Genomic DNA, 24,613 nt, shown 5'->3' on the forward strand with positions numbered 1-24,613 from the left:
AACCCACCGGTGGGGCCGAAAATGAACGGAAATCACCACCAGGCGCCAGCGATCAGCCGGTCAGGCCGCCATGCTGTGCACCGGATGACCAATCCGCCTTAACGCACCAGCAAAACCATGGTTGTTGCGGGTGTCCAGCTACCATGATTCAGTCCGATTCGAGATGCAAGCGCGAACCGGCGCATCGCACAGTTTTCGTCTGACCTACCCACAATCGGATTGGCAGCGACCGAATGGCTGCAACCTGAGCGACCTTTCAATGAACCAATTCGAGGACAGCAACCTGGGGCCTTTTCGAAACGCTAAACAGAACAGCTAGGCGGCGTTTTGCTCGGCCTCCGCTCGATGCTGGGCTTGGGTCTTCGTCAGCGTCGGTCATATCAGTAAAAAAAGGGCGGCTCAAAGAGCCGCCCTTGATAGGTGAGAACTCGTCGGGTTTCCCCCTCAGAGCCCTTCGGGTCGCACAGCATTTCTACCACCACGATGTTTCAATGAATTGTAGGGTTGCGCCATAATCATAGGTGGAGGTTATTTTCCGCGCAACATTACGAAGTCATCGGGGCACTCGTTCGGCCCAGACAGTGTGCGCTGCGGTCCGAAGTTCGAATTTTCGGTTCAAACCCTTAAGCCTCGCTGTGCTTCAGTGGCGGTGCAATACGAAAATCTGAATCGGCTGCTATTTGCCTCCTTAATCGAAAAGATGCATTCCAGGTGGAGGCGGAGGGGGATTGCTAGACCCTCGGCGTTTCGCATCGGCGACAGTCAAACCGGCGATGATTTGATCGTCCGAAAGTGGTTTGTGCAGACACCCGATGGCGAGATTTTCGATTGCCGCACCCGGGCAGTTACCCGTGGCGAATACTACCGCAACTCCCATGGCATTCAGCTTTTTAGCGACGCTGACGCCACTATCGCCTCCGGCAAGACGCATATCCACCAGGGCGAGTTCTGGATTATGTCGAGCCGCCGCGAATAGCGCCGATGCTTCGTCATCCGCTATCTCCACGACATCGTAACCATTCTCTTCCAACACAGCCTCAATGCTCATCGCAATCAGGGCCTCATCTTCAACAATCAGAATTTTCATGATTTAGAAGTGCCTGCAGGGGCCTCTCATTTAAGTGGCATAACCAATGTGACTTCAGTGCCGCCTTGGCCGCTCTTCTCAGATAACGTGGCTCTAATCTGCTTACTCAAGGCGCGGATAATCTTGGTGCCGAGGCCTGTTTGACTAGAACTTTTCTCGGCTTGGGGGATCCCCACGCCGTCATCGTAAATCCTCACGGTTATCGCGCTATCATCAGAATTCAGATCGACACCGACGGTTCCTTTCTCCTTTTCCGAGAAGGCATACTTCAAGCTGTTGGTTAACAGTTCGGCAACAACCAATGCTAGTGGCACAGCACGGTCAATGCCGAGGGAAATTCCGTGCTGCAGATCGAGCTTTGCCGAAATTTGGTCCCGGATAGACAAGGACCGGATCGTAGCAGTAACGAGCTCCTCCAGAAATTCGGCGACATCGACCAGTGAGTGCTCGCCATTCATGTAGAGCCGTTGGTGAATCGCCGCGACTACCGCAATGCGATTTCGCGCATCGAGGAGTGCAGCTTTCAAATTGTCCTCCCTCACCTCTTTTGCCTGCAGTTGCAGCAAGGCAGTCACAACCTGCAGGCTGTTTTTGACGCGGTGGTTAACTTCCTGGAGTAGAACTTCGCGGCTGGCTAGAGCCTTCTCCAGCTCTTCGCCGCGTTCAACTAGAGCACGCTTAAGCGTGTTCTCATGGGTGATGTCACGGATGGCTGCGAAGAAAATTCGCTCGTCATCCTGCCGCAAAAGCTGAAGATGCACCGAGACATCGTATAGACTGCCATCCTTGCGTTGATGAACAGTCTCGAAAACGAGATCCCCGCTATCGCTTTCCAGAAGTGGTCGCACTTTCTCGCGAAACTGGGCTTCGCTGAGCTCGGGTTTGAGATCCCAGGGGGTCAGATTTCGGAGTTCCTCGAGAGTGTAACCCAGATTCTCACGCGCCCCTCTGTTGACGAGAAGAAAGGCAAAATCTGTGACCGAGAATATGTAAATTTCGCTCGCAGCGTCCTCAACGATAAGTCCGAGTTGGCTCGCAGTCATGGGCAGTGTTTCGCGAAGGGGCATCGTATAATCTCCTACCCGATGATGGAGCGGTGTCGGATACCCCGCACTACCTACGTCTTCGAATATCAGGGTTGTTGAAACATTGGCCCATTGCAATTCTTGAGTTGAAACATTCGATCTTTCAAGCCCTCGCGTCAATGAAGACGTTCGCCGCGCCTTCCAAAACGAACACCCAAATCACGACGCACGCAATCCAGCCCAAATTGAATAGTGCCAATGCCGTCCAGACTGCTGCCGGCGTCGCCCTCCGTCGCCCCGGCCCCCTCACCATCTGACCGGGTTTCTCGCCGCGAAAAAGACGTGCAACATCGGGGAGGTGGAGAAGGAGCCACATTCCCGCGGCCAGACTGACGACGGCAAAAAATGCAATGAGAGCAGGGAGGAACCACAAGGGCATAGATCAACTCCTATTGAACCGGATCAGACGGCTGAACTGGACCGACAGACGCATGGCTGGCGAAATTTATCAGACGATGTGCTGTATCGACATTTTGGCAGAGGACGCGGCGCCGAAGTGCTCCACGACCGAATAGGCTACGGACAGAGTTCGGACCGAGGCCGGAAGTATTGCAAGTAGCAGGGTCTTTAGCTTTCATCGAAGAGATTCCTTTTCTTCGGTCCTCGCCAACTGAGCGTCTTCCTCATCATCGATCAGGATGCGGTTGGCTGCACCGTCGAGATCTTCGAATTGGCCGTCACGCATGGCCCAGAAAAACAGGACCAGACCTGCACCGCCTAGAAAAAGAGCGACCGGTATGAGAAATACGAGAACGTTCATGGCGCGTTTCCGACCCGGGCGAGGCGCAGGGAATTGCCAACCACCACCAGAGAGCTGAGCGACATGGCGATGGCCGCGATCAAGGGCGTCGCCAAGCCAGCGAGCGCCAGCGGCACGGCTAGGACATTGTAACCAATGGCAAAGCCGAAGTTTTGGCGCACGATCCGCATTGTTCGGCGTGCAACAGCAACAGCGAGTGCGACCGTTATAAGTGTTCGGCCCAAAAAGACCGCATCAGCAGCTTGCTGACTTACGTCGCTCGCACTGCCGGGCGCTATTGATGCGTGGGCAGCGGCGAGTGCGGGGCCATCGTTAATCCCATCGCCGACCATCAAAGGGCGATGACCTTGCGCTTTCAGCGACTCCAGCAGTGCTAGCTTGTTTTCGGGGCGCATCTCGGAATCGCCCTTGATATTTAAGGCACGCGCAAGAGCTCCAACGGGTGCTTGCCGATCGCCAGAAATAATTCGGCTTTCGACACCGAGAGCTTGAAGAACGGAGAGAGTTTCCGCGACATCAGGGCGTTCCGGGTCCAAAAATGGGATGGCGACCAAGCTTTCCCCGATCCGAAGGGTGGTGGACAATCCCTCGCCAGCGGTGGCGGTCCGCTCCAGGGCGACAGGAATTCCGGACCAATCTCCCTTGATGCCCTCCCCGCCCGCTTCGGATAGCAAGCCAACCGCAGCGGACCGGATCCCCGCTCCCTCAAGGGCGGTTGCCAGTCCCTTGCTCAGGGGATGCCGGCTGGCCTGGGCCAACGCCAGGGCGACGGATTTTTGTTCGCTCGACAAGCGATCGATCTGCGGCACCGGTTCTCCCATCGTGAGCGTGCCAGTTTTATCGAATAAGGCCGTATCCACCTCGGCGAGCCGTTCGAGCGCGCTGCCGTCTTTGACGAGTAGGCCGCGTTTCGCCAAGGCTCCCGATGCTACCACCTGTGCCGCTGGGACTGCCAACCCCATGGCACAGGGGCAGGTAATGATGAGCACGGCTATCGCGATTACCAGGGACTGGTGCAGACCGACCCCTGCGATCATCCATCCAAGGAAGGCCATCAAAGCGAGGGTATGGACCGCTGGCGCATAAAGCCGCGAAGCGCGATCGGCTATACGAACATAATGACTTCGCGACTGTCCAGCCTCATCCATCAACCGCGCGATTTCGGCTATAGCCGTATCTGAGGAAGCGGCAGTGACGCGCACGCGAATGGGATTGGACAAGTTTATCGCCCCGGCAAACACGAGGTCCTTATGTCCCACGGATTGAGGCGTGCTTTCGCCTGTCAGCATCGCATTGTCGATCGAACTCCGACCGTCTTCAATCACTCCGTCAGCCGCGAGAGCCTCGCCAGCCGCGACCAGCATCAACATATCGGGCTGGAGATCTGCCGCCGCTACCCTCGTTGTCGATCCGTCCTCAGCCAAGATCCTAGCTGACTTGCCCATGCGGGATAGCAGGGCACCGATACCCGCACGGGTCTTGTTTCGCATTGTCGCATCGAGTGCGCGTCCGGCTAAAAGGAAGAACAGCAGCATGACTGCACTATCGAAATAGGCGTGTTGGCCTCCAGTCGCCGTTTCGTATACGCTCAAGCCGGTCGCGAGCAGGACTCCGATGGAGATCGGCACATCCATGTTCGTCCGGCGATGCCGCAGAGCCATTGCCGCGCTCGAAAAGAACGGACGCCCGGCATAGGCAACCACCGGCAATGCGATCAGCGCAGAGAGCCAGTGGAACAACTCGCGCGTGACGCCGCCTGCTCCGGACCAGACACTAACGGACAACAGCATGATGTTCATCATGCCGAACCCCGCGACGGCAAGCGAACGCAGGAGCATGCGACTCTCAACATCATCCTGTCCGAGCGGATTGGTTTCCGCGGCCTGACCTTCGAAACCTAGTTTTCCGATGGCATGAACCAAGGCATCCGCGTCCAGCGATCGGTCATGCCGGACAGCGACCCGTTTCGCGGAGAAATTCACGCGCACCGCGTCGACACCATCAACCTTCTGCAAACCTCGCTCGATCTTGGCGATGCAACCTGCGCACCGCATACCTGGGACAGTGAAGCGGCTGTCTGTGAGCTGGATGGGTTCGTCCGCTGCAAGGTTCATCCGGACATTCACTGCAAATGCTCTTCCACCGACCAGGTCAGCCTATCGGGTGAAGTGATGGTCAGCCGCACAATCCAGCGCCCGGCCTTTAGTGGCTCTAGTGAAACGTGATTTCCGGGTGTCGCCTCGATAAAGCCAAGTTGCATCGTTTCCGGCTTACCGAGCGGCCGGCGAGCGACTGCATTCACGGAGGAGCCATCAGGCACCGAGGTTGTTTCGACCACGAGGTGGTGGTTGTCGCTGCGCGACATTTTCGCGGTCCATCCCAGTGCTTCCTGACGTTCGGCAGCTTCAAGCCAGTCGTTGAACTCCTGACTAGCGACGTAGGAGTTCTGGACTACGACCCCTCCAAAGCCGCGGACGGCCAGCGTGGCCATGAACAGGTTAACCGCAATGATGACGGCGAAGCCGGACACAATGATCACGGCCATGTGCTTGCCAGTGAATTCGCCCTTCATTCGCTTCCTTCCGGCGTATCGAAGCGCGCTTCGGTTACAACGCTCTCTCGCTGTTCGTCGCGCGATGTCACACGGAAGCTGAATTCCTGCGTATCCGCGCCTTCCGGCACAATGACATATGCGCGAACTGCGAGCACCTGGTCTGCCGGCACCGTTTTTATCTGCATGCGTCCAGCCGCCTCGCGACCGATGGTGTCTGTCCACATCACCGCCCCTGGAAGACCCTGAAGCTCTATCTCCATCTCGCGCGGCCGGCTCTCCATATTGCGCAGCTTGAGAGTATAGGAATTGCGCACCGAGCCATCGCTCATCAGGATATAAGGCGGATTGCGGTCGGGCGTGACCGACAGGCCCACGTGGCTACGCACGCCTAGAGCGAACAGCATGGCAAGACCGATGCTGCCCCAGATGAGGAAATAGGCGATGGTCCTTGGTCGCAGCAGGGCTTTCCACGGCGGCCGTGTCGCTTCCCCGTTCGCTTCCTTCTCACAATCCTCGAGCGTCGCGTAGTCGATCAAGCCGCGCGGGCGCCCCACTTCCGCCATGACCTTGTCACAGGCATCGATGCACAGGGCACAGGTGATGCAGCCGACTTGAGGGCCTTCTCGAATGTCGATCCCCGTTGGACAGACGGCCACGCACTGCAGGCAGTCGATACAGTCCCCGAATTTCTCAGGATCCTTTTTAGCCTTCTTGACGCTGCCGCGCGGTTCACCGCGCCAGTCCTTGTAGGTCACGAGCAGCGACTTCTCGTCCATCATAGCCGTCTGGATTCGGGGCCAGGGGCACATGTAGATGCACACCTGTTCGCGCATGAAACCGCCGAGTGTGAATGTGGTGAGTGTAAGGATGGCCACCGTGATGTAAGCGGCAGAAGCAGCCTCCCCCGCCCAAAAATCGCGCACGAGGGTCGGCGCATCGGCGAAATACATGATCCACGCGCCGCCAGTCCAGAAAGCGATGACGAGGTATATTGAGTATTTGAAGGTCCGCTTTGCTATTTTCTTGGGGCCAAGCGGCGCCGCGTCCAACTTGATGCGCGCATTGCGGTCTCCATCGACGAAGCGGTCGACATGCTGGAACAAGTCGGTCCAGACCGTCTGCGGGCAAGCATAGCCGCACCACGCCCTGCCAACCGCGCTTGTCACCAGGAAGAGGCCCAGCGCGGCCATGATAAGCAAACCAGCAACGTAGTAGAATTCGTGCGGCCAGATCTCGATGCCGAACATGTAAAACCGACGATTGGCGAGATCGACGAGCACGGCCTGATCTGGTGCGTATGGTCCGCGATCCCAGCGAATCCACGGCGTGCCGTAATAGATCGCAAGCGTCACGAACATGACAAACCATTTGAAGCGGCGAAAGGGACCGTCGATGCGCTTGTTGTGCACCTTGGTTCGCTTCTCGAACAACTTGGTCGGTAGTTGCTGCCTGGGCGGCTCGTGTGGCTCGTGCCGAAGCGTGGTGGCTTCCGGCTCGGCTACGGCACCGGAAACCGGCTCGTTGGTCTTCGCGCGCCCGTCCTCTACTACGACCGACCAGTCGCGGTTCTCGCCTTCCCGGCGAGGACGTGCGCTCGAAGCGCGGCCGGGATCACGGTTCTTCATCAACCTCCACCGTGGGATCATCGGCGACTTCGGCGAATTCCTCGCCGCCGCCGAGCGACCAGACATAGGCCGAGAGCATCTTGATCGTGACCGGATCGAGGCGACCGCTCCAATGCGGCATCCGGCCCATCTTGGGGTTCAGGATCTGCTGGCGAATCTGTTCGCGTGAACTACCGTAAAGCCAGATTGCATCGTTCAGGCGCGGCGCACCGAGTTCGCGGTTACCTTCGCCGGTAAGGCCGTGACAGACTGAGCAGTTATCTTCATAGGTTTGCGCACCGAGCGCGTTTCGAGATCCTTTACCGCTTAGCGAAAGCGTATGATCCACGAGCGCGTTGAGCTGAGCAGCTTCGAACGCGCCTTCGAACGGCGGCATGACGCTGGCTCTGGTGTCATCAACGCCCGGAGAGCGAATGCCATTCACCAGCGTATATTCGATCGCCTTGAGATCACCGCCCCATAGCCAATCATCGTCGTTGAGGTTGGGATAGCCCAGCGTCTGGCTTCCTGCGGCACCCGAGCCGTGGCACTGTGAGCAGTGAACTTGAAATGCCGATCTGCCGCCAGCCACTGCCTGAGCGAACAAGCCGCTATTCTCAGGGAGGCGTTCAATCGGAATTCGCGACAATTCCTCTCGCACAGTAACGCGCGCCTGATCGACGGCACTCATTTCTTTGGCCAGCTCGCCGCGGCTACTCCAGCCGAGCACGCCTTCAGTTGCCTTGTCCACGAGTGGCCATGCCGGGTAGAGGATCACATACACTATGCCCCAGACGATGGTCAGATATAGCGTCCAGAGCCACCACCTCGGCATCGGGGTGTCGAGCTCCTCGATTCCGTCCCATTCGTGACCGACGGTTTCGGTGCCAGTGGGCTCGTCGATGCGCTTATTCACCATCGTCGCGCCTCTTGATCTCATCTTCTTTGAAAATGGAACGTGCTGCCTCCTGACTGTGCTCCTTTGCGCCTGGTCGAAACACCCACAGACACAGCCCCAAGAAGAGCACAAGAAGCGCTATCAAGCCGTAGCTGTCAGCAAAGTGCCGTAACTGATCGTAGAGGCTCATCGGCCCTTCTCCTCTGCAAGCCGCTCCTGAGCTGCCGCACTGTCGACATCGACCAATGTTCCGAGCATCTGTAGATAGGCGACGAGCGCATCCATCTCGGTCACCCTGCTCGGATCACCGTCGAAATCGCGGACCTGCGCTTTGGGATAACGTTGCTGGAAATCCTCGATGTCCCCGCCGCTGTCGGGATCGGCCTGCAGGATGATGTCTGCCATGGCCTCACCGATGTCTCGGTCCGAATAAGGAACCCCCACGCGCCGCAGCGCGATCAGCATCTCGGCGGCGTTGTCGGTTTCGAGAGGGGCGTCCCCGAGGAAAGAGTATTGCGGCATGATGCTCTCTGGCACCACGCTTTGCGGGTCCTTAAGATGCTGCACATGCCATTCATCCGAGTAGCGGCCGCCCACGCGCGCGAGATCGGGGCCAGTGCGCTTTGAACCCCATTGAAACGGATGATCATACATGCTTTCCGCCGCCAGACTGTAGTGGCCATACCGCTCCACTTCATCGCGAAACGGCCGGATCATCTGGCTATGGCAGGCATAGCAGCCTTCGCGGACGTAAATGTTGCGCCCCGCCTGTTCGAGCGGGGTATACGGCCGCATTCCGTCGACCTTTTCGATCGTGTTGTCGATCCAGAAGAGAGGGGCGATCTCGACGATGCCGCCAATCGCCACTGCGATGAAAGAACCGATTGCGAGCAGGTTGATGTTCTTTTCCAGCTTCTTGTGCTGGGAGGCGAGACCCATGACGCGCTATCCTATTCAGCTGGTTCGGGGGTTGCGGGGCGCACGATGGGCCGGTCCTTGTCGGAATCGTATTCCGGCATGGCGCCCATCGGATCTTCCTCGCGCAGCTTGCCCGCGATGGTCATCCAGACATTGTAGCCCATGATGATGGCACCGCTGAGATACATGACGCCGCCCAGAGCGCGTATGATATAGAGCTCGTGCAGCGCTGCGACAGTCTCAGCGAAGCTGTTCACGAGGTAGCCGTCGGCGCCATATTCGCGCCACATCAAACCTTGGGTGATACCCGCCACCCACATGCTGGCGGCGTAGAAGACGATACCCAGCGTCGCGAGCCAGAAGTGCCAGTTAATCATACGCAGCGAATACATTCGCTCCCGCTTCCACAATCGCGGGACGAGGAAGTAGACTGCGGCAAAACTGATAAGACCGTTCCACCCGAGAGCGCCCGAGTGCACGTGTCCAACCGTCCAGTCGGTGTAGTGTGACAACGAGTTCACCGCTTTGATACTGAGCATCGGACCCTCGAACGTCGCCATGCCGTAGAACGCCAGCGCCATGACCATCATGCGGATGATCGGATCGGTGCGAACCTTGTCCCAGGCACCGTTCAGCGTCATCAGTCCATTGATCATGCCTCCCCAGCTGGGCATCCAGAGGATGACCGAAAACACCATGCCAAGTGTCTGTGCCCAGTCCGGCAACGCTGTGTAATGAAGGTGATGCGGCCCTGCCCAGATGTAGAGGAAGATCAGGGACCAGAAGTGGATGATGGAGAGCCTGTAACTGTAGACGGGTCGTTCGGCCTGTTTGGGCACGAAGTAATACATCATTGCCAAAAACGGCACGGTCAGGAAAAACGCTACCGCGTTGTGGCCATACCACCACTGCGTCAGCGCATCCTGGACGCCCGCAAAGGCGGAGAACGAGAGAGAGCCGTTCCAGGCGACTGGCACCGCCAGATTGTTGACGATGTGCAGCATCGCGATGGTGATGATGAAGGAGAGGTAGAACCAGTTTGCCACATAGATATGCGGCTCGGTTCTACGCGCCAGCGTGCCGACGAAGACGATGAGATATGCGACCCAGACAATCGTCAGCCACAGATCCACATACCACTCGGGCTCGGCATATTCGCGGCTCTGCGTGACGCCAAAGAGATAACCCGAAGCCGCCAGAACGATGAACAACTGGTAGCCCCAGAATACGAAGCGAGCGAGCGTCGGAAAGGCAAGTTGTGCACGGCACGTGCGCTGCACAACATAGAAACTACTGGCGATGAGGATATTACCGCCAAAGGCGAAAATCACTGCAGACGTATGCAGCGGCCTCACCCGCCCGAAGTTGAAATAGGGCTCGAAATTGAGCTGCGGGAACGCCAGCTGCGACGCGATAAAGACGCCGGCAAGCAGACCCACGAGAGCCCAGAACATAGTGGCAAGGACACCCCAGCGAACCGGATCATCGTCATATAGCGAGGCGCCTTGCGGCATACGAAAAAAGCCCCGTGCTTTCCCCATGGGATCGAACCGCGCGGCCGACATCCACATGAGCACAAATGAGACGATCGCGATGATAATCGCATGAGCAGCAAAGCCCGTGTCCCGCGCTGTAGCCGCCAAAACAATTGAGATGACAAGAACTAGGAACCACAACCCAACCCGTCCGAGTGCGACTTCTGCCCGCATTATAACTCCGATCCCCTTTTCGACGCCTTTATGCAGTTTTGACGCAAACCGCATTGATCCAAATCAAATTTTAGAAATTTCATTTCGCTACTTACCCCGGGAGGCTAATCGGCAGAGTTGATCGAGGTCAAGGATCACTAGTTCCGACCTTCCGTTGGTTTGTAGGATGCCGAGTTCACGCAGTTGACTGAGTTGACGACTAACCGTTTCAATAGTCAGTCCGAGGCTATCGGCTATTTCGCGCCGGGACATGGGTAGATCGAGCACTGCAATACCATTTCTGATGGCTGCGATCCGCTCGGTCAGGTCAAGAAGGAAACTGGCCACTCGTTCCTTGGCGGTCATCCGTCCGAGCAAAACCAGGCGTTCTCTCGAATCTTCGAGCGCAGATAAGAGCTGCGCAATCAGTCTTTCGGCGCAATACTCGTCTTTGGTGAGCGTTTTGGCGAGCTCGGCGAGCGAACATCCGACGATATTACAAGCTGTCAGCGCCTGGAGTTCATAGGGCATACGGGAATTTTCAGACAGCGCGATCATTTCCTCGCGAAATCCAAAAGCGATGATCTGCTCACGATCGAGACCAACCTGCGCAGTCAGCTTCACCGCGCCGCTAGCAACGAACACAATAAGAGGTTTCTCGGAAGAATGGAATTTTGCAGTTTCCCCAATAGGAACGTGCAGGAATTCACCGAGTTGCTGAACCTCAGAACTCAACGGGCCCCTCGGCTCGTCAGAAAAAGAGGTGGCGAACTTACGAAGCGCCGATGCGGCTGGCATTAGAAGGAATCCTTGATTGTCATGAACGCTGCCATTGGCGGGCTTCTGGATTTCGTTCATTGATCTCGATCAATTGAATTTCGGCAGGCACAATCTCACCGGCGGGACACGCACTGGTGATGAACCAGGCTGCGGATCAGACATAAGGAAGGTCCTTCCCTGCGCGCCCTCCAGTCAATCCGTCACGCTTCATTGTGATGCCTGTAAGCAGGCTGTCGGCGATCATTCTCGCGCGGGTTCCGACAAGTTCGGTGGCGCTATGATGGAGTTCGATCTCGCCCAAGGTTTCATAAAAGAGCTGCAGCCAGCGCTTGAAATGACGCAGTTCGAGGCCGGGAATGGCAAGATGTTTAAGCATGGGATTGCCGGAGAACTCGCCACTATTGTGCAGCACAGATCTCCAGAATGCCTTCATTCGAGTGAGATGTGAGGGCCAGTCCGAGATGCGCTCAGCGAAGATCGGTCCCAAAAGCCTATCGTCGCGGATCTTGGCGTAGAACGTTTCGACGAGATGACCGATGAAGTCCGCGTCGATCCCGATCAATTCGGCCTCGGCACGCTTCTCTTCTCGTTTGCGTTTCGCATAGGATATTGCTTCCGGATCCGCGCACCTCATGGAATTGGGATTGTTCATGAGTTTGCACTTCTTTCGAGGCTTGTGACTGGACCGCGATCAATCGGGGCTCGGAGAAATTCGACCTGGAATTCTACGGATCCCATCGGTTCAACGCGGTGGAGGATTGTCGGCTCAACCACTCCAGGCTCTGTGCCGGGATCCAGGACGTATTGTTCCGGTTCGCGCCGGGGATCGGTGATGAAGTAGCGGAGTCTGCCTTGGGTGACATGGATGAGACCCCAAACCCCCTCCTTGGTCGAATGATCGGCCAGCAGTCCGGCCGGCACGCTATTCTCCGTGAAGTTCGGCGTGCGCTTGTAGCTTTCGAGAACGGGCATATCGGCAGGTTTCATGTCAGGCCGCCTTTATGGGATTGTGGAAGTCACCGAGCGCGCGGCCAATTTCGTCGCCCGTCAAGGGTTTCTCCACGAGGATTGCGCGAGAAATGGCGAGCCGGTTGCGTAGCCTCCGGTTAGGATGAGTGGCTAAGAAAACGACGGGTGCGCAGTTTCCTTGCGCTCTCAGATCTTCGAGAGCTTGCGCACCATCCCCGCGATATTGTTCGTCTATAATTAGGGCTGCGAGGGCATGATCCCCCACGTCGAAACCTTCGATCGAGAGCGAAAACTGCAGCGAAGCGAGGACGGATGGATCTTCAACCAGCAATCGTATGGCGTGATTTTGAACCATGATCCGTCCTCCTTCCTCTTGCCGGCCGATCAGGCGGCCTTCTTCCAGTTCGGCTCGAGCGTGACATGCGGCGGACATTCGGCGATGCTACCAACCGGCAGACCGGCGAGTTCATTCGCAAAGCCGTGATTTACATCGCGGTGATGGGCTTCGTCGGCACGGACCACCAAGACGACGTCGCGTAGCGTCGCATCCTCTGAGAGCCCCCAATACCGCTTTGCGATCTCGGGAGCCGGCACGTTCGGGCTACGGCCTTCGTCGATCTCCGCAAGATAATGCGTATAGCTGATCACGGCTTCTTCCTCGAAGTAGCCAACTACGCGGTGCGCAGTTTTCGCGCTCACAAGGTAGAGCGCGAAGAAGAAGAGATAGAACACCCACTGAACGCCAATGATGACAGCGCGTTCGAACACCGTCGGCTTGGAAACCTCGATGAAGGTCATGAGGTGCATGCGCTCATTTTCGGCTTCGTCCATGAGCGTTTTGATCCAGCCCTTGTCGTCGCACATGCGGCGCAAGCAGGCGAGGTGGTTGATTGTCGCACCGACCATACCGGGCACGGCGGCCACCGTTTCCAGAACCACAGCGCGGTGTCCGTAGCGCTCGGCAAAGAACGTATCGGCAGTCCAGCGTAGTGCCTTGGTAAAACCAAACGCGATCCTGTCCGATAAACCCTTGGGTTGATGGTGAACGCCAAGATCGATGAGCGGTGCAGACATTGAAACTTCTCCATTCGGCAGCCATTGGAAGGAGAGTGCTGCCGATGCCCTCCATCTATGACGATGAACGGAACCGCGAAATTTGGATGATCACCTTACGAGAAGCACCCTAAGGGATTTCACGGAGGTGCGTGGGCAGAGCTTTGTCAGCCGCTTTCTTCCGCGGCTTACTTTCGCAAGCGCTGTTCTCGGAGCGCTGCTGGCTATCGGCCTTGCGGTGGTTGTTCGTCTTTCCTTCGCGGATGAGCTTGGGCAGCGCGCAACCTTCATTTTTTTCGTTCCAAGCGTCGTCATTGCCAGTGCTCTGTCTGGATTAAGGGCCGGCGCATTCGCCTCTATCGCGGGTGCGACGGCAGGAATCGCATGCGATCGTTTGAGCGGCCCAATCGAAACCGGAAGTATCATCGCGGCCGTTACCTTCGTGGTCATCGGCCTCGCGGTCGCGGTCGGCGGGGAATGGTTTCAGCGCGCGCGGCTCGAGACCGAAGCTGCCGCGACTGAACTTGCAAGACGCGAGGCACACCTGAGTTCCATTTTGGACACGGTGCCTGATGCCATGGTCGTAATCGATGAAGCCGGTTTGATCCATGAGTTCAGCCCCACTGCGGAAAGGATGTTCGGCTGGAGCGCGGACGAGGTGAGCGGGCGCAACGTCAGTGTATTAATGCCAGATCCCTATCGCACGGCACATGATGGATACCTGGAGCGATATTATCGGACGGGCGAAAGACGGATCATTGGGAAGGGACGCATCGTTGTCGGCGAACGCAAGGATGGATCCACTTTTCCTATCGAACTGGCCGTCGGCGAAATGCGGACCGAAGGTCATCGGTATTTTACTGGTTTCATCCGTGATTTGACCGAGCGCCAACAGGCTGAGGACCGGCTCCAGGAATTGCAAAGCGAGCTCGTCCATATTTCGCGTCTGACGGCTCTCGGCGAGATGGCATCTGCTCTTGCTCATGAAATCAACCAGCCGCTTTCAGCTATTGCGAATTACCTGAAGGGGAGCCGAATTCTGCTTGGCCGCGAGGACCCGCCGCTTGATCGGATTGCCGATGCAGTCGAACAGGCATCGGGACAGGCTCTTAGGGCAGGCGAGATCATCCGAAGGCTCCGCGATTTCGTGGCGCGGGGAGAAACCGAGAGGAGCATCGAGAGTCTTCCCAAGCTTGTCGAAGAAGCCAGCGCGCTCGCGCTGGTTGGAGCAAAGGAACATGGCATTCGGGTGCTCTACGACTTCGACCCTGGAATTGATCTCGTTCTGGTAGACAAGGTTCAGATACAGCAGGTAGTGCTCAACTTGGTGCGCAATGCGGTGGACTCGATGGCCGACGCGGCATCATCGGAACGCCGGCTCATCATTGCGATCGATGAGTCAAGCGAGGAACTTGCGCGGGTCGTTGTCAGTGATACCGGCCCAGGTATCGACCCCGAAATTGCAGATCGACTATTCCAGCCCTTCATTACAACCAAGCGAACCGGAATGGGCGTCGGCCTTTCGATCTCGCGGACAATTGTCGAAGCCCATGGGGGGCGTATATGGGCTGGCCCAACCGCCGAGGGAGGCGCGGAGTTCGGCTTTACAGTCCAAAGAGTTTCCAAGGAGGAACTTTACGATGGCGAATGACGCCACCAAAGATGCGATCGTTTATGTCATTGACGACGACGAAAGTGCGCGCAGTTCGTTGGAATTTCTGCTCGATGTAGCAGGCGTCAGGGTTCGATCCTTTTCCTCAGGTGACGCATTTCTGAAGTCATCGCCCCCACTGACCGGTGCTTGTGTCATTACAGATATTCGGATGCCAGGTGTCGGCGGGATCGAACTCACTGAAACCATCAAGCAGAACGATCCGTCGGTTCCTGTCATTGTGATTACTGGGCATGCCGACGTGCCATTGGCAATTCAGGCAATGAAGGCTGGCGCTGCAGATTTCATCGAAAAGCCTTTCGAAGACGACATCATTCTCTCGGCAATCGAGCGGGCGGTTTCGCAGAAAACGGTAGGAGACGCCCTTGTCGAGGAACGCCGAGAAATAGAATCGCGTCTATCGTCCTTGTCTGGCCGTGAACGTGAAGTGGTCGAGGGCCTGGCGGACGGTAAAGCATATAAGGTCATTGGGTTTGATCTAGGCATCAGTCCACGAACGGTTGAGGTTTACCGTGCCAATGCGATGATGAAACTTCAGGCAAAGACGCTATCCGACCTGGTAAGAATGGTGACTATCGCAAGGCTATCATAATAAACTAGGTTGGATCAGCTTGTGAGGAGGATCGCCATTTTAGCTGCGATCTCTCGTTCCCCCATAATCACATGTTTCACTCCCAGCCGGGTAAGATAGGCTACTTCCTCGTCGGAATGTGCGCGCGCGATCATTTTGATCGATGGCTTCAACTCTCGGGCTATTTGAGCAATTCCCCCTGCTTCGAAGCCACCGGGAATAGCGATGACAAGGCGGTCAGATTTCTGAAGGCCTGCTTCTTCCAGAATTGCCGGTATGGCCGCATTGCCGGTAATGACATGCAGGTCGTCGGGCGCTCGCTGGGCGATATCTTCTTGATACTCAACAACCGAAAAGGATGTGCCAGATGCCCTAAGCTCTTGGGCGACCAGCTTCCCGACACGGCCATACCCCACAAGCACCGTGTGCGCCTTACCGCTCTCTGACACATTCCCCCCGCTCTCGCCCTCAGGTGATGCGGCCGGGAATGGCCTGCGCAGAGGCGCGCGGCCTACCATCAAAGTGAAGATGAATGGATTGGCAAAGATGGAAAGGATAGCGCCGGCCAGTATCAGGTCCCTGCCCTCTTGCGGCAAGATGTTAAGTCCCACCCCAAGACCTGCGAGAATGAATGAGAATTCGCCGATTTGTGCGAGACTGGCGGAAACAGTAAGTGCGGTCTCATTCGAGAAGCGAAATGCGCGAACAATCCCGTAGGCGACGATGGACTTTCCGAAAATGATGATCGCTACCGTCCCGAGCAAAGGCCACGGCTGTTCGACCACCACCGACGGATCGAACAGCATGCCGACCGATACAAAAAACAGGACGGCAAAAGCGTCTCGCAAAGGGAGCGTTTCTTCAGCTGCACGGCGACTGAGCTGGGACTCCCCCAGGATCATACCGGCAAAGAATGCTCCGAGGGCGAAAGAAACATCGAATAGGTAAGCAGCCCCAAACGCCACCCCCAAAGCAATTGAGAGCACTGCGAGCCGGAAAAGTTCACGCGAACCCGTATGGGCCACCCAATGCAGACCGGCAGGAATGAGACGCTTACCGACTATGAGCATCAGCGCGATGAACCCGCCGATTTTCAGGAGGGTCAACCCTACAATTGCGGCGATCTGGGTGCTTCCGCCTCTCCCACCTTCCATGATTTGCGCGATGACTGGCAATAACACCAGCGCGATTACCATCGCCAGATCTTCGACAATGAGCCATCCGACCGCAATTCGCCCGCGTTCAGTCTGCACCGCATTCCGGGCCTGAAGCGCCCGGAGCAGCACGACGGTGCTGGCAACCGATAGGGCGAGGCCGAAGATCAGTCCGGCCAATATGGTCCAGCCCAGATAGCGAGCCAGCAAGAACCCCAGAACCGTCGCGACTGCTATTTGCGCAAGCGCTCCTGGCAAGGCAATTTTGCGGACAGAAAGCAGGTCCTTCAGCGAAAAATGGAGGCCAACGCCAAACATCAGCAAGATTACGCCGATTTCCGCGAGTTCTACCGCGAGATCGGTATCCGCCACGAATCCGGGTGTGAATGGGCCAATGAGGACACCGGCAAACAGATAACCTGCGACCGGAGAAACGCGGAGACGATACGCGAGGGCCCCCATAGCAAAAGCCACGACCAGTCCAGCGACGATCGTTGCTATGAGCGGCGTATGATGAGGCATGACCGGCAGTAGGCCCTAAAACCCTCTATCACGTCAAGCGTGTGTGGGTAGGGAAATGACGAAGTCTATTGGTCCTGAACTAGGTCTATTTCCGGGTCGTCTTCTTTTGCTCTCTCTTGCCGAATTTCCACTGAATGCTGTTCGAGCAATCGCGTGGCTCTACCGACGAGCGCTTCGACCTCGTCACGAAGTCCTATCGGGAATAAAAGCGTCCAATCCACTCCAGCATATTCGAAGATTGTGCCGCACCCTGATTGCGCCATCATGCCGCGCCGACAGGCTATGATCGCACCGTCCTCACGTTCGGTATATTCGATACGCGGGTAATCATGGTCTGTGACGGAGAATATCTGAGCCTTACCCGTCTTGTCCGATTTTCCCGCAGACTTTTCATCGAGCACAATCTCCGCAGCAAAATCGGGAAATTTTATCCGTATGAAATCTTTCTGACCGCCCACTCGGATCGAGGGGATATACGCAGCAGGAATGGTATATTCTCGCTCACCCAACTCAAACTCGTGAACGGCAGTTTCCTGAACCACGTCAGGCTCGGGCGCCGACGAAACTTGGGACGCCTCGGATCCGCTCTCATTGCCTTCCGGCGCGCAGCTAGAAAGTGAAAGACCCAGCAAACATACAAACGGTAGTGGCTTCAATGAACATCCTCCAAGGCGCGTTGGCGTGCCGATGCCCGGTCGTAATGATCAGCTATGGCCAGTCTCTTCGCGACCCAGTTGATTGTAGGGCCCTGGATAACACTGGACAGAAGAACGACGAAAAAGACCACGTTGAAAATCGCAAAAGCTCCGTCGACGCCGGCCACAATGGGGAAGGTCGCCAGCACGATGGGGACTGCGCCGCGTAGTCCCGCCCACGATATAAATACTTTTGCCCGCCATCCGAACTGCCGGAAAGGCGCGAGGCACACAAAAACGCTGATCGGGCGCGCCACGAACATGAGTATAGCGGTAATTGCTAGACCCGGAACGATGACTGGACCCAATTCAGAGGGTGTCACTAAAAGTCCCAGGGTCAAGAACATGGCGACCTGGGCAAGCCATGCCATTCCATCCTGGAAGGTCGATACGGTGCGCTTGGCAGCATAATGGCGGTTGCCAGCAACGAGGCCCGCCAGATAGGCGGCGAGAAAGCCGTTGCCCGACAACAATTCGGCGGCACCGAACGCAATCAAGGCAGCCGCAATCGAAATCACGAATGCCAAGCCACCTTGGCGGTAACCGCCTCTCTTAAGGATCTCGGGCATGGCAAAGCCGATCCCCACTCCTGTCAGGGCTCCCATCACCATCTGAATCATGAAGTCAGGCGCAAGGGCAAAAGGGGGGGCGCTCGGATTGGACATGAACAGCAGGACGGCACCGACGAGAAAGATGGCCATGGGATCATTCGAGCCGGATTCGACTTCGATGAGCGCGGGCACATCACCATGCAAATCTAGCCCGGTAGAACGTAAAATGGCGAACACCGCCGCAGCATCAGTAGAAGCGATGATTGCGCCGAGGAGCGCTGCTTGTGCAGGTGTAACCCCTAAGAGGAATACCGCCGATACTGCCACTACACCTGCGCTAATGAGAACACCGATGGTGGCCATGATGAGCGCGGGTCCCGCAACTCTCTTAACGTCCCGCCAATCTGTATCCAGACCACCAGAGAAAAGGATGAAGATGAGCGATGCTATGCCGACGGCTTGAGCGAGGACGAAGTTGTCGAAAGAAATTCCGCCAGGGCCTTCGACACCCGCCAGCATGCCAAGGCCCAAAAACCCGATAAGTGCAGGTAGTCCGAACCGGCTCGAAAGACTTCCAGCAAGGACAGTTGTCAAAAGCAGCACGCCAATCAGGAGAAGCGTGGATTCAGTATCTAGAAATCCCATGCTCAGGACGTAGCACGAGAGGGTAGATTGGCACTTACATTCTTTCGGTTGGCACTGTTTGCGTCCAGTCGACCCGAAAACGTGGGTCTGATAGCCTTAGGTATATGGTAGGAAATCGAACTTTCATAAGCTCTGCGCCGCTGCTTCTCTTGGCAGCTTGCGTGGGTGAGACCGATAAATGCGGCGGCTTCGAAATAAGCTCATCGAGTAGCCGGAGCTTTACGGTCCCGGAGCTTATGGCTCACGCGACTGCGATGGGTATGACACAGCAAGAAGCGGAGACGCTGATATATCTGGAAGGCATATCGTCTACCACGTCGCTTGAGCCGGGTGATACTCTCTGCATCGATGGCAAACCGGGCTGATTTCGCCAGCTGAGGTTCTTGCCCCGCGCTGCCTCGACGATTATTACGATAACGATGGCGTGGTTCAGCTTACGCAGATTTGTTTTCAGGCTTGGGCTGTTATCAGTTATCGTTGCTGTCCTGTGTCAGGCCACACCCTCCACTCCATTTTCGGAAATCAGGAACCGCGGTTCAGCGTTTGATGCGACCACCGTCGAAGTAGCGATACTTGCACAGCGCGATGGCGTTGAGCAGTTGGTCCCACTTCTCAAACCTGCACCGCTGCCAGTTCTCGTCGCCGTGCCTCAACCGCGGGCTTTCGATTTCGTGGTCGACCGTCCGTTCGATCCTCGAAAGACCGGGCCGCCTCTAAAGTCTATCTGGCGACTTGTGCCTCCGACGAGAGGGCCGCCCACCCTCACCTGATCTATCTGACCTCCAATCGGGGTCTTAGCCTGACCAAATAGATTAAGGTGTTTTATCATGAGTGACCATAAGGCGGCAGCTGCCGATCCTTCCGCGCGTTACGATGAAATTGAGCAATTACTCAATTTCTATCCGGACGTTAGCGATGAGCAACTGGGCGAACTAAAGCGCTGGTTCAAGAAAGAAGCCAGCGCATTTGAAGTGGCCAGTCTGGCTAGCAAAAAACCAGCCAGCTACGCAAAGTTTCGCGCTGACCATATCGACAAGTTTAGCAAAATCGAAATCCTGCTGATCGGGGCCGTAACCCTCGCAATCTTTGCTCTAATTCTTGTGTTCGCTTGACGGAGGGAGCCCGCCCACTCGCTAGCAAGTGGGCGGGCTAGTTTCACAGCCAGCCAAAGAGCGTGCGCGAAAAAATTCAGGCCGCTTTGTCCTGAAGCCCGGGCTGAATGACCTCCACGATACGAAGACGTCTTTTTTCACCGGATCTATCGGGCCAGTCGATTGAGACACCTTTCCTCATGCCGATAAGGCCTGCACCTACGAGGGTCATCACCGAAAGTCGGTTCCGGTCCATATCCGCGTCACGCGGCCAGACCAGTTCTACCTTCCTTTTGTCGCCTGATCGCTCATCCACGAATTCGACGTGCGATCGCATGATCACAACGTCGGAAGGGATATCCTGGACAGACAAAACATTTGCTCGGTCAAGCTCCTCGCATAGCTTGTGCGCGACGTCGGGGCTGCGCTGTTCGATACTAACCGCCAACTCGTAAAGAGCGTCAGCTTCGGTATCGATAACGTATATTGGCGGGGGTCCACCGTTCTCAGAAACAGTCATGTCGGTAACTCGCGTAAGTCGCCGCAAATTAGATGCGGGCTGGCTGAAGATCGTCCGGGAGCCTCGCCCCGGACCGCTTCACGGCCGACGAGACGAGGCGCGCGCCCGTGCGGGCAGCTGTCCTGCGTGTGCGAGATGTCGCTTTAGAAGCGGAGAAAAGAACATTCTGAGTATCTGGGCCCGGAGGGTAGGTAAGTCAAATTATGGATTTCAACTAATGATCGGCGAGTTATCAGAGACATTCCCGGCCGGAAGGGCTACCTTGGAAAAATGATAAACTTCCGCTCATTCGCTTCTTCGCGCAGGCCCGACATGGCTATTGATCTCGGCACGGCCAACATGCGTATCATGGTTCGCGGGGAAGGTGTCGTCTTCGATGAGCCCTCCCTGTGCTGTTATGAAGATCGCGGAGGCCGCCCACATTTTGTGGCGGCGGGCAGTGAGGTTTTCGCAATGGTGGACCGGGTTCCAATAACCTTTTCAGTCCGCCGACCGCTCGCGCGGGGAGTATTGCAAGATATTGAGGCCACGAGTGCACTACTCTCTCACGGAATCTCTGCGGTGCTTGGGAAGAAGCGAAAATCCCGTCCCACTGCCATGATAGGTATTCCGGCAGATGCCACGAAAGCAGAGACGAATGCCCTGTTAGCCGCGGCCGAAGACGCCGGGTTCGGGCGAATTGAGTTAGTGAGTGAACCTTTCGCAGCGGCGATAGGCGCCGATCTCCCGGTTCGAGAAGCGCGCGCTTCCATGGTTGTCGAATGCGGAGCCGGCACCACCGAGATTGCCGTGTTTTCGCTCGACGGGAAATGTTACTCGCGCTCCGTGCGCTTGGGTGGCCTGGGGCTCGATGAGGCTCTCATCGAACACCTTCAGACGCGCCACCATTTTTTGATCGGAAAGCTCACCGCCGAAAACCTGAAGATGCGGCTTTCTTTGGAAAATGATGAGAGCCAAACCTTAGAGATCAAGGGACGCGGCCTGCACAATGGCTTGCCCGGGGTCATAACACTCCCGGCTTCGGAGTTTTCTCCGATCCTTAAGCGGCACTTCGCTCGTTTCGCGGATGCCGTCAGGTTGGTCATTGGCGAAATTACCCCTGACCTGGCCGCGGATTTGCTGAGCGAACGACTGGTAGCGACCGGAGGCGGCATTTGCGCAGGTTTTCTTGCCGATGCCGTCGCGTCGGAGTGCGGTCTGCCCATCACGGTAGCCAATGACCCTTCTGGATGCGTTGCACGGGGATTAAACCGTCTGATGGAGGAAAAAGCGGCTTGATCGAGTTTCTGCTAGGTTTTTCTCGATGAAGGTGAACCCGCTCGCTACGCTTTGGCACGCGATGTTTTAATGACATTGCCGTCCGACAATCCGAACCGTGAGACGCCGAGGGTTGAAAATCCAGGCCAGCCAATCGCCGGCGAAGAGACGATGGCAACTCTACTCTGCCGCGGTGATCGTGGAAGAAAGATTGAGGTCGTTCAGTATCGGCATGTTGAGAGCGAGGTCACTGCGCGCGGGGAGAGGCGGCGCCTCGGTGCTATCAACTGGAGAACAGCCGACGGGCGGTCTGTCCGGCAGATAGACGCCGACCTCTACGAGATCCAATCCTCGGGCGAACTTCTCGAACGAGTTTCTTGATCTGCGCGCCGCGCTCGCAATTCATTCTCTCGAATAGCGAGGCGTTCATGTCGGCACAGCGGAATATGACCGGTCGATGTCTGGTCGATTTTCGCTTCGGGATAGATCACCTCATCCGCGGATCGGCGAACAGCACCCTTGGTCATCTCGGCTGTGTCTTGGCGGCCAGGAGCCATCAAGTGACAGACGTGGTGTCCCCGGGCCATCAGATAGTCAGCGATGATCCGGCGATGGCAGCGCCACCAGACGGCTTCCGAGCACATAAGCGCCACGTGTCGATCGCTCGCCAAGTTTTCGATCTCGCCAAGGGCTGCCTTGAACTCACCGCCGAGGGCGTAGTCTGCATAGTTGTGAAAGCTTTGGACGCGCCAATATCCGTTGAGTGCGGGATCTATCGATGGGTGCATTTTTCGCCGACCGCCGAGCCTCTCGAAGTGCTTGTATCCAATATTATGCTCGGCCAACGCCTTGGGAAACGTGTCGATATTAAAAGCAGGATTGGAGCGGGAGCGAGGGAATGCGCGAACGTCCGCCAGAAGATCAACGCTGGCTCCGATCAACATGTCCAGGACGATTTCCGGGGTGCGGTTAGAATGCCCGATGGTGAAGACAGTGGGCATTAGCGCTCCAGCTTGGTTAACACACTTTCCTTGTGCGCAGCAATGTGATCGGTCTTGTCGCTCTCGATTTCGTATTGCGGTTCATCTTCCGATGCGTGATGGGTATGGCCCTTGTATTGAAAATCCTTTTTATGGACTTTCGAAATTGTTCCATGAACCCGCCCAGCTTCGGAATTCCAGCTGACGTGATCTCCGACTGAAAACTTTGCCACGGCTGCGTTCTCCTGCCTGACCGAATGGGTCTCGTGCATTATAGAAAGCCGACCCAGCGAGATTGTTTCGCGATCGCGTTCAGTTTTCTCGCTTCGGATGAACGGGGCAATGCATCGAGAACGCCGCTCATGAAGCGAGCTCGAATCGATCGGCGCGTGCCAGCTTCCAAGCCGCACTATAGAAATCACGGTCGTGTGATCCCGTTAGCAGTTCACCTTCCTCAAGAAACATATGAAGTTGCGAAAACAGTCGGATTTCGGTCAAGGAAACCCGACGCACGAGATGATGTGGCCCTATTTCGGACGGATGCGAAAGGCCGGCAGCAGCCGTCATCTCGGCCAGAGCACGTAGCGTATTATGGTGAAAGCGTCTTACTCTTTCGGCCTTGTCGGGAACGACGAGCGCGCGCTGGCGCAGTGGGTCCTGCGTGGCGACGCCCACCGGACAGCGGTTCGTGTGGCAGGAAAGCGACTGGATGCAACCCAGGGCGAACATGAAGCCGCGCCCTGCATTGGTCCAATCAGCACCTAAGCCCAGTACTGCTGCAATGTCGAACGCGCTCACGATCTTACCGGCTGCGCCAATTTTCACGCGGTCCCGAATATCTGCCCCCACAAGCGTGTTATGGACGAACAAAAGGCTCTCGCGCAGGGGCATGCCGATATTATCCGCAAACTCCACTGGCGCCGCACCGGTCCCACCTTCCGCACCGTCGACGACGATAAAATCCGGATAGATTTCGGTTTCGCGCATCGCCTTGACCATCCCCATGAATTCCCACGGATGACCGACACACAATTTAAAGCCAACGGGCTTTTGCTTGGAGAGTGCGCGCAACTGGGCGATGAATTCCATCATCTCTAGGGGATTACCAAATGCCGAATGCTCAGCTGGTGAGATGCAGTCTACGCCAATGGGAATTCCTCGGCTTTCGGCTATTTCGGAGGTAACCTTTTCGCCTGGAAGAATGCCGCCGTGACCAGGCTTGGCTCCTTGGCTCAGCTTAATTTCGATCATCTTCACTTGTGGATCGCTGGCCTGGTCTGCGAATTTGGTTGGATCAAAGTTGCCGTTCCTCGTGCGGCAACCGAAATATCCGCTACCTATTTCCCAGATGAGATCTCCGCCATGTTCCCGGTGGTAACGGCTAATTCCCCCCTCCCCTGAATCATGAGCAAAATTCCCTAGGTTTCGTGGACAAAGGGTATCCAGAGTTTGACTGAGGCGAGCGCGACGAAGCCAAGGTAGGATTCCTTGGTTTTGTCGTATCGGGTCGCAACGCGCCGCCAGTTCTTGAGTTTGTTGAACAGGCGCTCGATCAGGTT

General features: G+C 56.6%; 26 protein-coding genes and 1 pseudogene. 4 read left to right on the plus strand and 23 right to left on the minus strand.

The features are described from left to right. Window positions 1–688 precede the first annotated feature (688 nt). From AC13CE_RS06205 to AC13CE_RS06275, 15 genes are all read right to left on the minus strand, one after another. Complete coding sequence (locus AC13CE_RS06205) at window positions 689–1,087, minus strand: response regulator (protein WP_221540111.1); 399 nt, start codon at window positions 1,085–1,087, stop codon at window positions 689–691. A gap of 26 nt (window positions 1,088–1,113) precedes the next feature. Continuing rightward, window positions 1,114–2,154, minus strand: a complete 1,041-nt coding sequence (locus AC13CE_RS06210) for a sensor histidine kinase (RefSeq protein WP_221540113.1) — start codon at window positions 2,152–2,154, stop codon at window positions 1,114–1,116. A 592-nt stretch (window positions 2,155–2,746) separates the two neighbouring features. Continuing rightward, a complete protein-coding gene (ccoS, locus tag AC13CE_RS06215; protein WP_482971889.1) occupies window positions 2,747–2,932 on the minus strand; it encodes a cbb3-type cytochrome oxidase assembly protein CcoS in 186 nt (61 codons plus the stop codon). Further along, the gene (locus tag AC13CE_RS06220) at window positions 2,929–5,046 is read right to left on the minus strand and encodes a heavy metal translocating P-type ATPase (RefSeq protein ID WP_482971890.1); all 2,118 of its coding nucleotides are present in this window, start codon (window positions 5,044–5,046) and stop codon (window positions 2,929–2,931) included. Before AC13CE_RS06220 ends, ccoS begins: the two co-directional genes overlap by 4 nt. A gap of 8 nt (window positions 5,047–5,054) precedes the next feature. Further along, window positions 5,055–5,504 (minus strand): FixH family protein, encoded by a 450-nt coding sequence (locus tag AC13CE_RS06225; protein WP_221540120.1) that lies wholly within the window; start codon window positions 5,502–5,504, stop codon window positions 5,055–5,057. Next, entirely contained in the window at window positions 5,501–7,111 is a 1,611-nt protein-coding gene (ccoG, locus tag AC13CE_RS06230; protein WP_482971891.1) for a cytochrome c oxidase accessory protein CcoG, read from the minus strand. The genes AC13CE_RS06225 and ccoG overlap by 4 nt, the downstream gene beginning before the upstream one ends. Then, window positions 7,098–8,009: a cytochrome-c oxidase, cbb3-type subunit III gene (ccoP, locus tag AC13CE_RS06235; protein ID WP_482971892.1), complete on the minus strand. Its 912-nt coding sequence runs from the start codon at window positions 8,007–8,009 to the stop codon at window positions 7,098–7,100. The genes ccoG and ccoP overlap by 14 nt, the downstream gene beginning before the upstream one ends. Further along, entirely contained in the window at window positions 7,999–8,178 is a 180-nt protein-coding gene (locus AC13CE_RS06240) for a cbb3-type cytochrome c oxidase subunit 3 (RefSeq protein ID WP_482971893.1), read from the minus strand. Before AC13CE_RS06240 ends, ccoP begins: the two co-directional genes overlap by 11 nt. After that, window positions 8,175–8,927: a cytochrome-c oxidase, cbb3-type subunit II gene (ccoO, locus tag AC13CE_RS06245; RefSeq protein ID WP_482971894.1), complete on the minus strand. Its 753-nt coding sequence runs from the start codon at window positions 8,925–8,927 to the stop codon at window positions 8,175–8,177. The genes AC13CE_RS06240 and ccoO overlap by 4 nt, the downstream gene beginning before the upstream one ends. A gap of 11 nt (window positions 8,928–8,938) precedes the next feature. Next, window positions 8,939–10,615, minus strand: coding sequence for a cytochrome-c oxidase, cbb3-type subunit I (gene ccoN / locus AC13CE_RS06250; protein ID WP_482971895.1), 1,677 nt, complete (start codon window positions 10,613–10,615; stop codon window positions 8,939–8,941). 87 nt (window positions 10,616–10,702) lie between these two features. Continuing rightward, the gene (locus tag AC13CE_RS06255) at window positions 10,703–11,452 is read right to left on the minus strand and encodes a helix-turn-helix domain-containing protein (RefSeq protein WP_482971896.1); all 750 of its coding nucleotides are present in this window, start codon (window positions 11,450–11,452) and stop codon (window positions 10,703–10,705) included. A gap of 76 nt (window positions 11,453–11,528) precedes the next feature. Further along, window positions 11,529–12,008, minus strand: coding sequence for a group III truncated hemoglobin (locus AC13CE_RS06260; RefSeq protein ID WP_482971897.1), 480 nt, complete (start codon window positions 12,006–12,008; stop codon window positions 11,529–11,531). Window positions 12,009–12,022: 14 nt separating this feature from the next. After that, window positions 12,023–12,361 (minus strand): TehB family protein, encoded by a 339-nt coding sequence (locus AC13CE_RS06265; RefSeq protein WP_482971898.1) that lies wholly within the window; start codon window positions 12,359–12,361, stop codon window positions 12,023–12,025. 1 nt (window position 12,362) lies between these two features. Next, entirely contained in the window at window positions 12,363–12,698 is a 336-nt protein-coding gene (locus AC13CE_RS06270; RefSeq protein ID WP_482971899.1) for a response regulator, read from the minus strand. 29 nt (window positions 12,699–12,727) lie between these two features. Continuing rightward, on the minus strand, window positions 12,728–13,417 hold the full coding sequence (locus tag AC13CE_RS06275) for an alternative oxidase (protein ID WP_482971900.1): 690 nt from the start codon (window positions 13,415–13,417) through the stop codon (window positions 12,728–12,730). Between the two features lie 373 nt (window positions 13,418–13,790). Between AC13CE_RS06275 and AC13CE_RS06280 the strand changes: the two genes are divergently transcribed. Continuing rightward, window positions 13,791–15,047: a PAS domain-containing sensor histidine kinase gene (locus tag AC13CE_RS06280; RefSeq protein ID WP_482971901.1), complete on the plus strand. Its 1,257-nt coding sequence runs from the start codon at window positions 13,791–13,793 to the stop codon at window positions 15,045–15,047. Then, window positions 15,037–15,660, plus strand: coding sequence for a response regulator FixJ (fixJ, locus tag AC13CE_RS06285; protein ID WP_482971902.1), 624 nt, complete (start codon window positions 15,037–15,039; stop codon window positions 15,658–15,660). Before AC13CE_RS06280 ends, fixJ begins: the two co-directional genes overlap by 11 nt. 14 nt (window positions 15,661–15,674) lie before the next feature. Here the strand turns inward: fixJ and AC13CE_RS06290 are convergent, their stop codons facing one another. From AC13CE_RS06290 to AC13CE_RS06300, 3 genes are all read right to left on the minus strand, one after another. Then, window positions 15,675–17,315: a cation:proton antiporter domain-containing protein gene (locus tag AC13CE_RS06290; protein ID WP_482971903.1), complete on the minus strand. Its 1,641-nt coding sequence runs from the start codon at window positions 17,313–17,315 to the stop codon at window positions 15,675–15,677. A gap of 65 nt (window positions 17,316–17,380) precedes the next feature. Continuing rightward, entirely contained in the window at window positions 17,381–17,971 is a 591-nt protein-coding gene (locus AC13CE_RS06295; RefSeq protein WP_482971904.1) for a hypothetical protein, read from the minus strand. Then, window positions 17,968–19,206: a potassium/proton antiporter gene (locus AC13CE_RS06300; protein WP_482971905.1), complete on the minus strand. Its 1,239-nt coding sequence runs from the start codon at window positions 19,204–19,206 to the stop codon at window positions 17,968–17,970. The genes AC13CE_RS06295 and AC13CE_RS06300 overlap by 4 nt, the downstream gene beginning before the upstream one ends. Before the next feature lie 827 nt (window positions 19,207–20,033). Here AC13CE_RS06300 and AC13CE_RS06305 point away from each other — a divergent pair. Next, the gene (locus tag AC13CE_RS06305; RefSeq protein WP_482971906.1) at window positions 20,034–20,318 is read left to right on the plus strand and encodes a hypothetical protein; all 285 of its coding nucleotides are present in this window, start codon (window positions 20,034–20,036) and stop codon (window positions 20,316–20,318) included. 76 nt (window positions 20,319–20,394) lie between these two features. Here the strand turns inward: AC13CE_RS06305 and rnk are convergent, their stop codons facing one another. Next, complete coding sequence (rnk, locus tag AC13CE_RS06310) at window positions 20,395–20,817, minus strand: nucleoside diphosphate kinase regulator (RefSeq protein WP_482971907.1); 423 nt, start codon at window positions 20,815–20,817, stop codon at window positions 20,395–20,397. 312 nt (window positions 20,818–21,129) lie between these two features. On the opposite strand from rnk, the gene AC13CE_RS06315 reads away from it, so the two are divergent. After that, window positions 21,130–22,095, plus strand: a complete 966-nt coding sequence (locus tag AC13CE_RS06315; RefSeq protein ID WP_482971908.1) for a rod shape-determining protein — start codon at window positions 21,130–21,132, stop codon at window positions 22,093–22,095. 314 nt (window positions 22,096–22,409) lie between these two features. Here the strand turns inward: AC13CE_RS06315 and AC13CE_RS06320 are convergent, their stop codons facing one another. The 4 genes and pseudogenes from AC13CE_RS06320 to AC13CE_RS06335 form a co-directional block, all read right to left on the minus strand. After that, window positions 22,410–23,075, minus strand: a complete 666-nt coding sequence (locus tag AC13CE_RS06320; protein WP_482971909.1) for a DUF488 domain-containing protein — start codon at window positions 23,073–23,075, stop codon at window positions 22,410–22,412. Next, a complete protein-coding gene (locus tag AC13CE_RS06325) occupies window positions 23,075–23,287 on the minus strand; it encodes a hypervirulence associated TUDOR domain-containing protein (RefSeq protein WP_482971910.1) in 213 nt (70 codons plus the stop codon). Before AC13CE_RS06325 ends, AC13CE_RS06320 begins: the two co-directional genes overlap by 1 nt. A gap of 127 nt (window positions 23,288–23,414) precedes the next feature. After that, complete coding sequence (locus AC13CE_RS06330) at window positions 23,415–24,539, minus strand: FMN-binding glutamate synthase family protein (RefSeq protein ID WP_482971911.1); 1,125 nt, start codon at window positions 24,537–24,539, stop codon at window positions 23,415–23,417. Continuing rightward, window positions 24,473–24,613, minus strand: a pseudogene (locus AC13CE_RS06335) (IS5 family transposase); the annotation flags it as partial. The gene AC13CE_RS06330 and the pseudogene AC13CE_RS06335, both read right to left, overlap by 67 nt.

Source organism: Qipengyuania sp. B-5 (assembly GCF_056857815.1).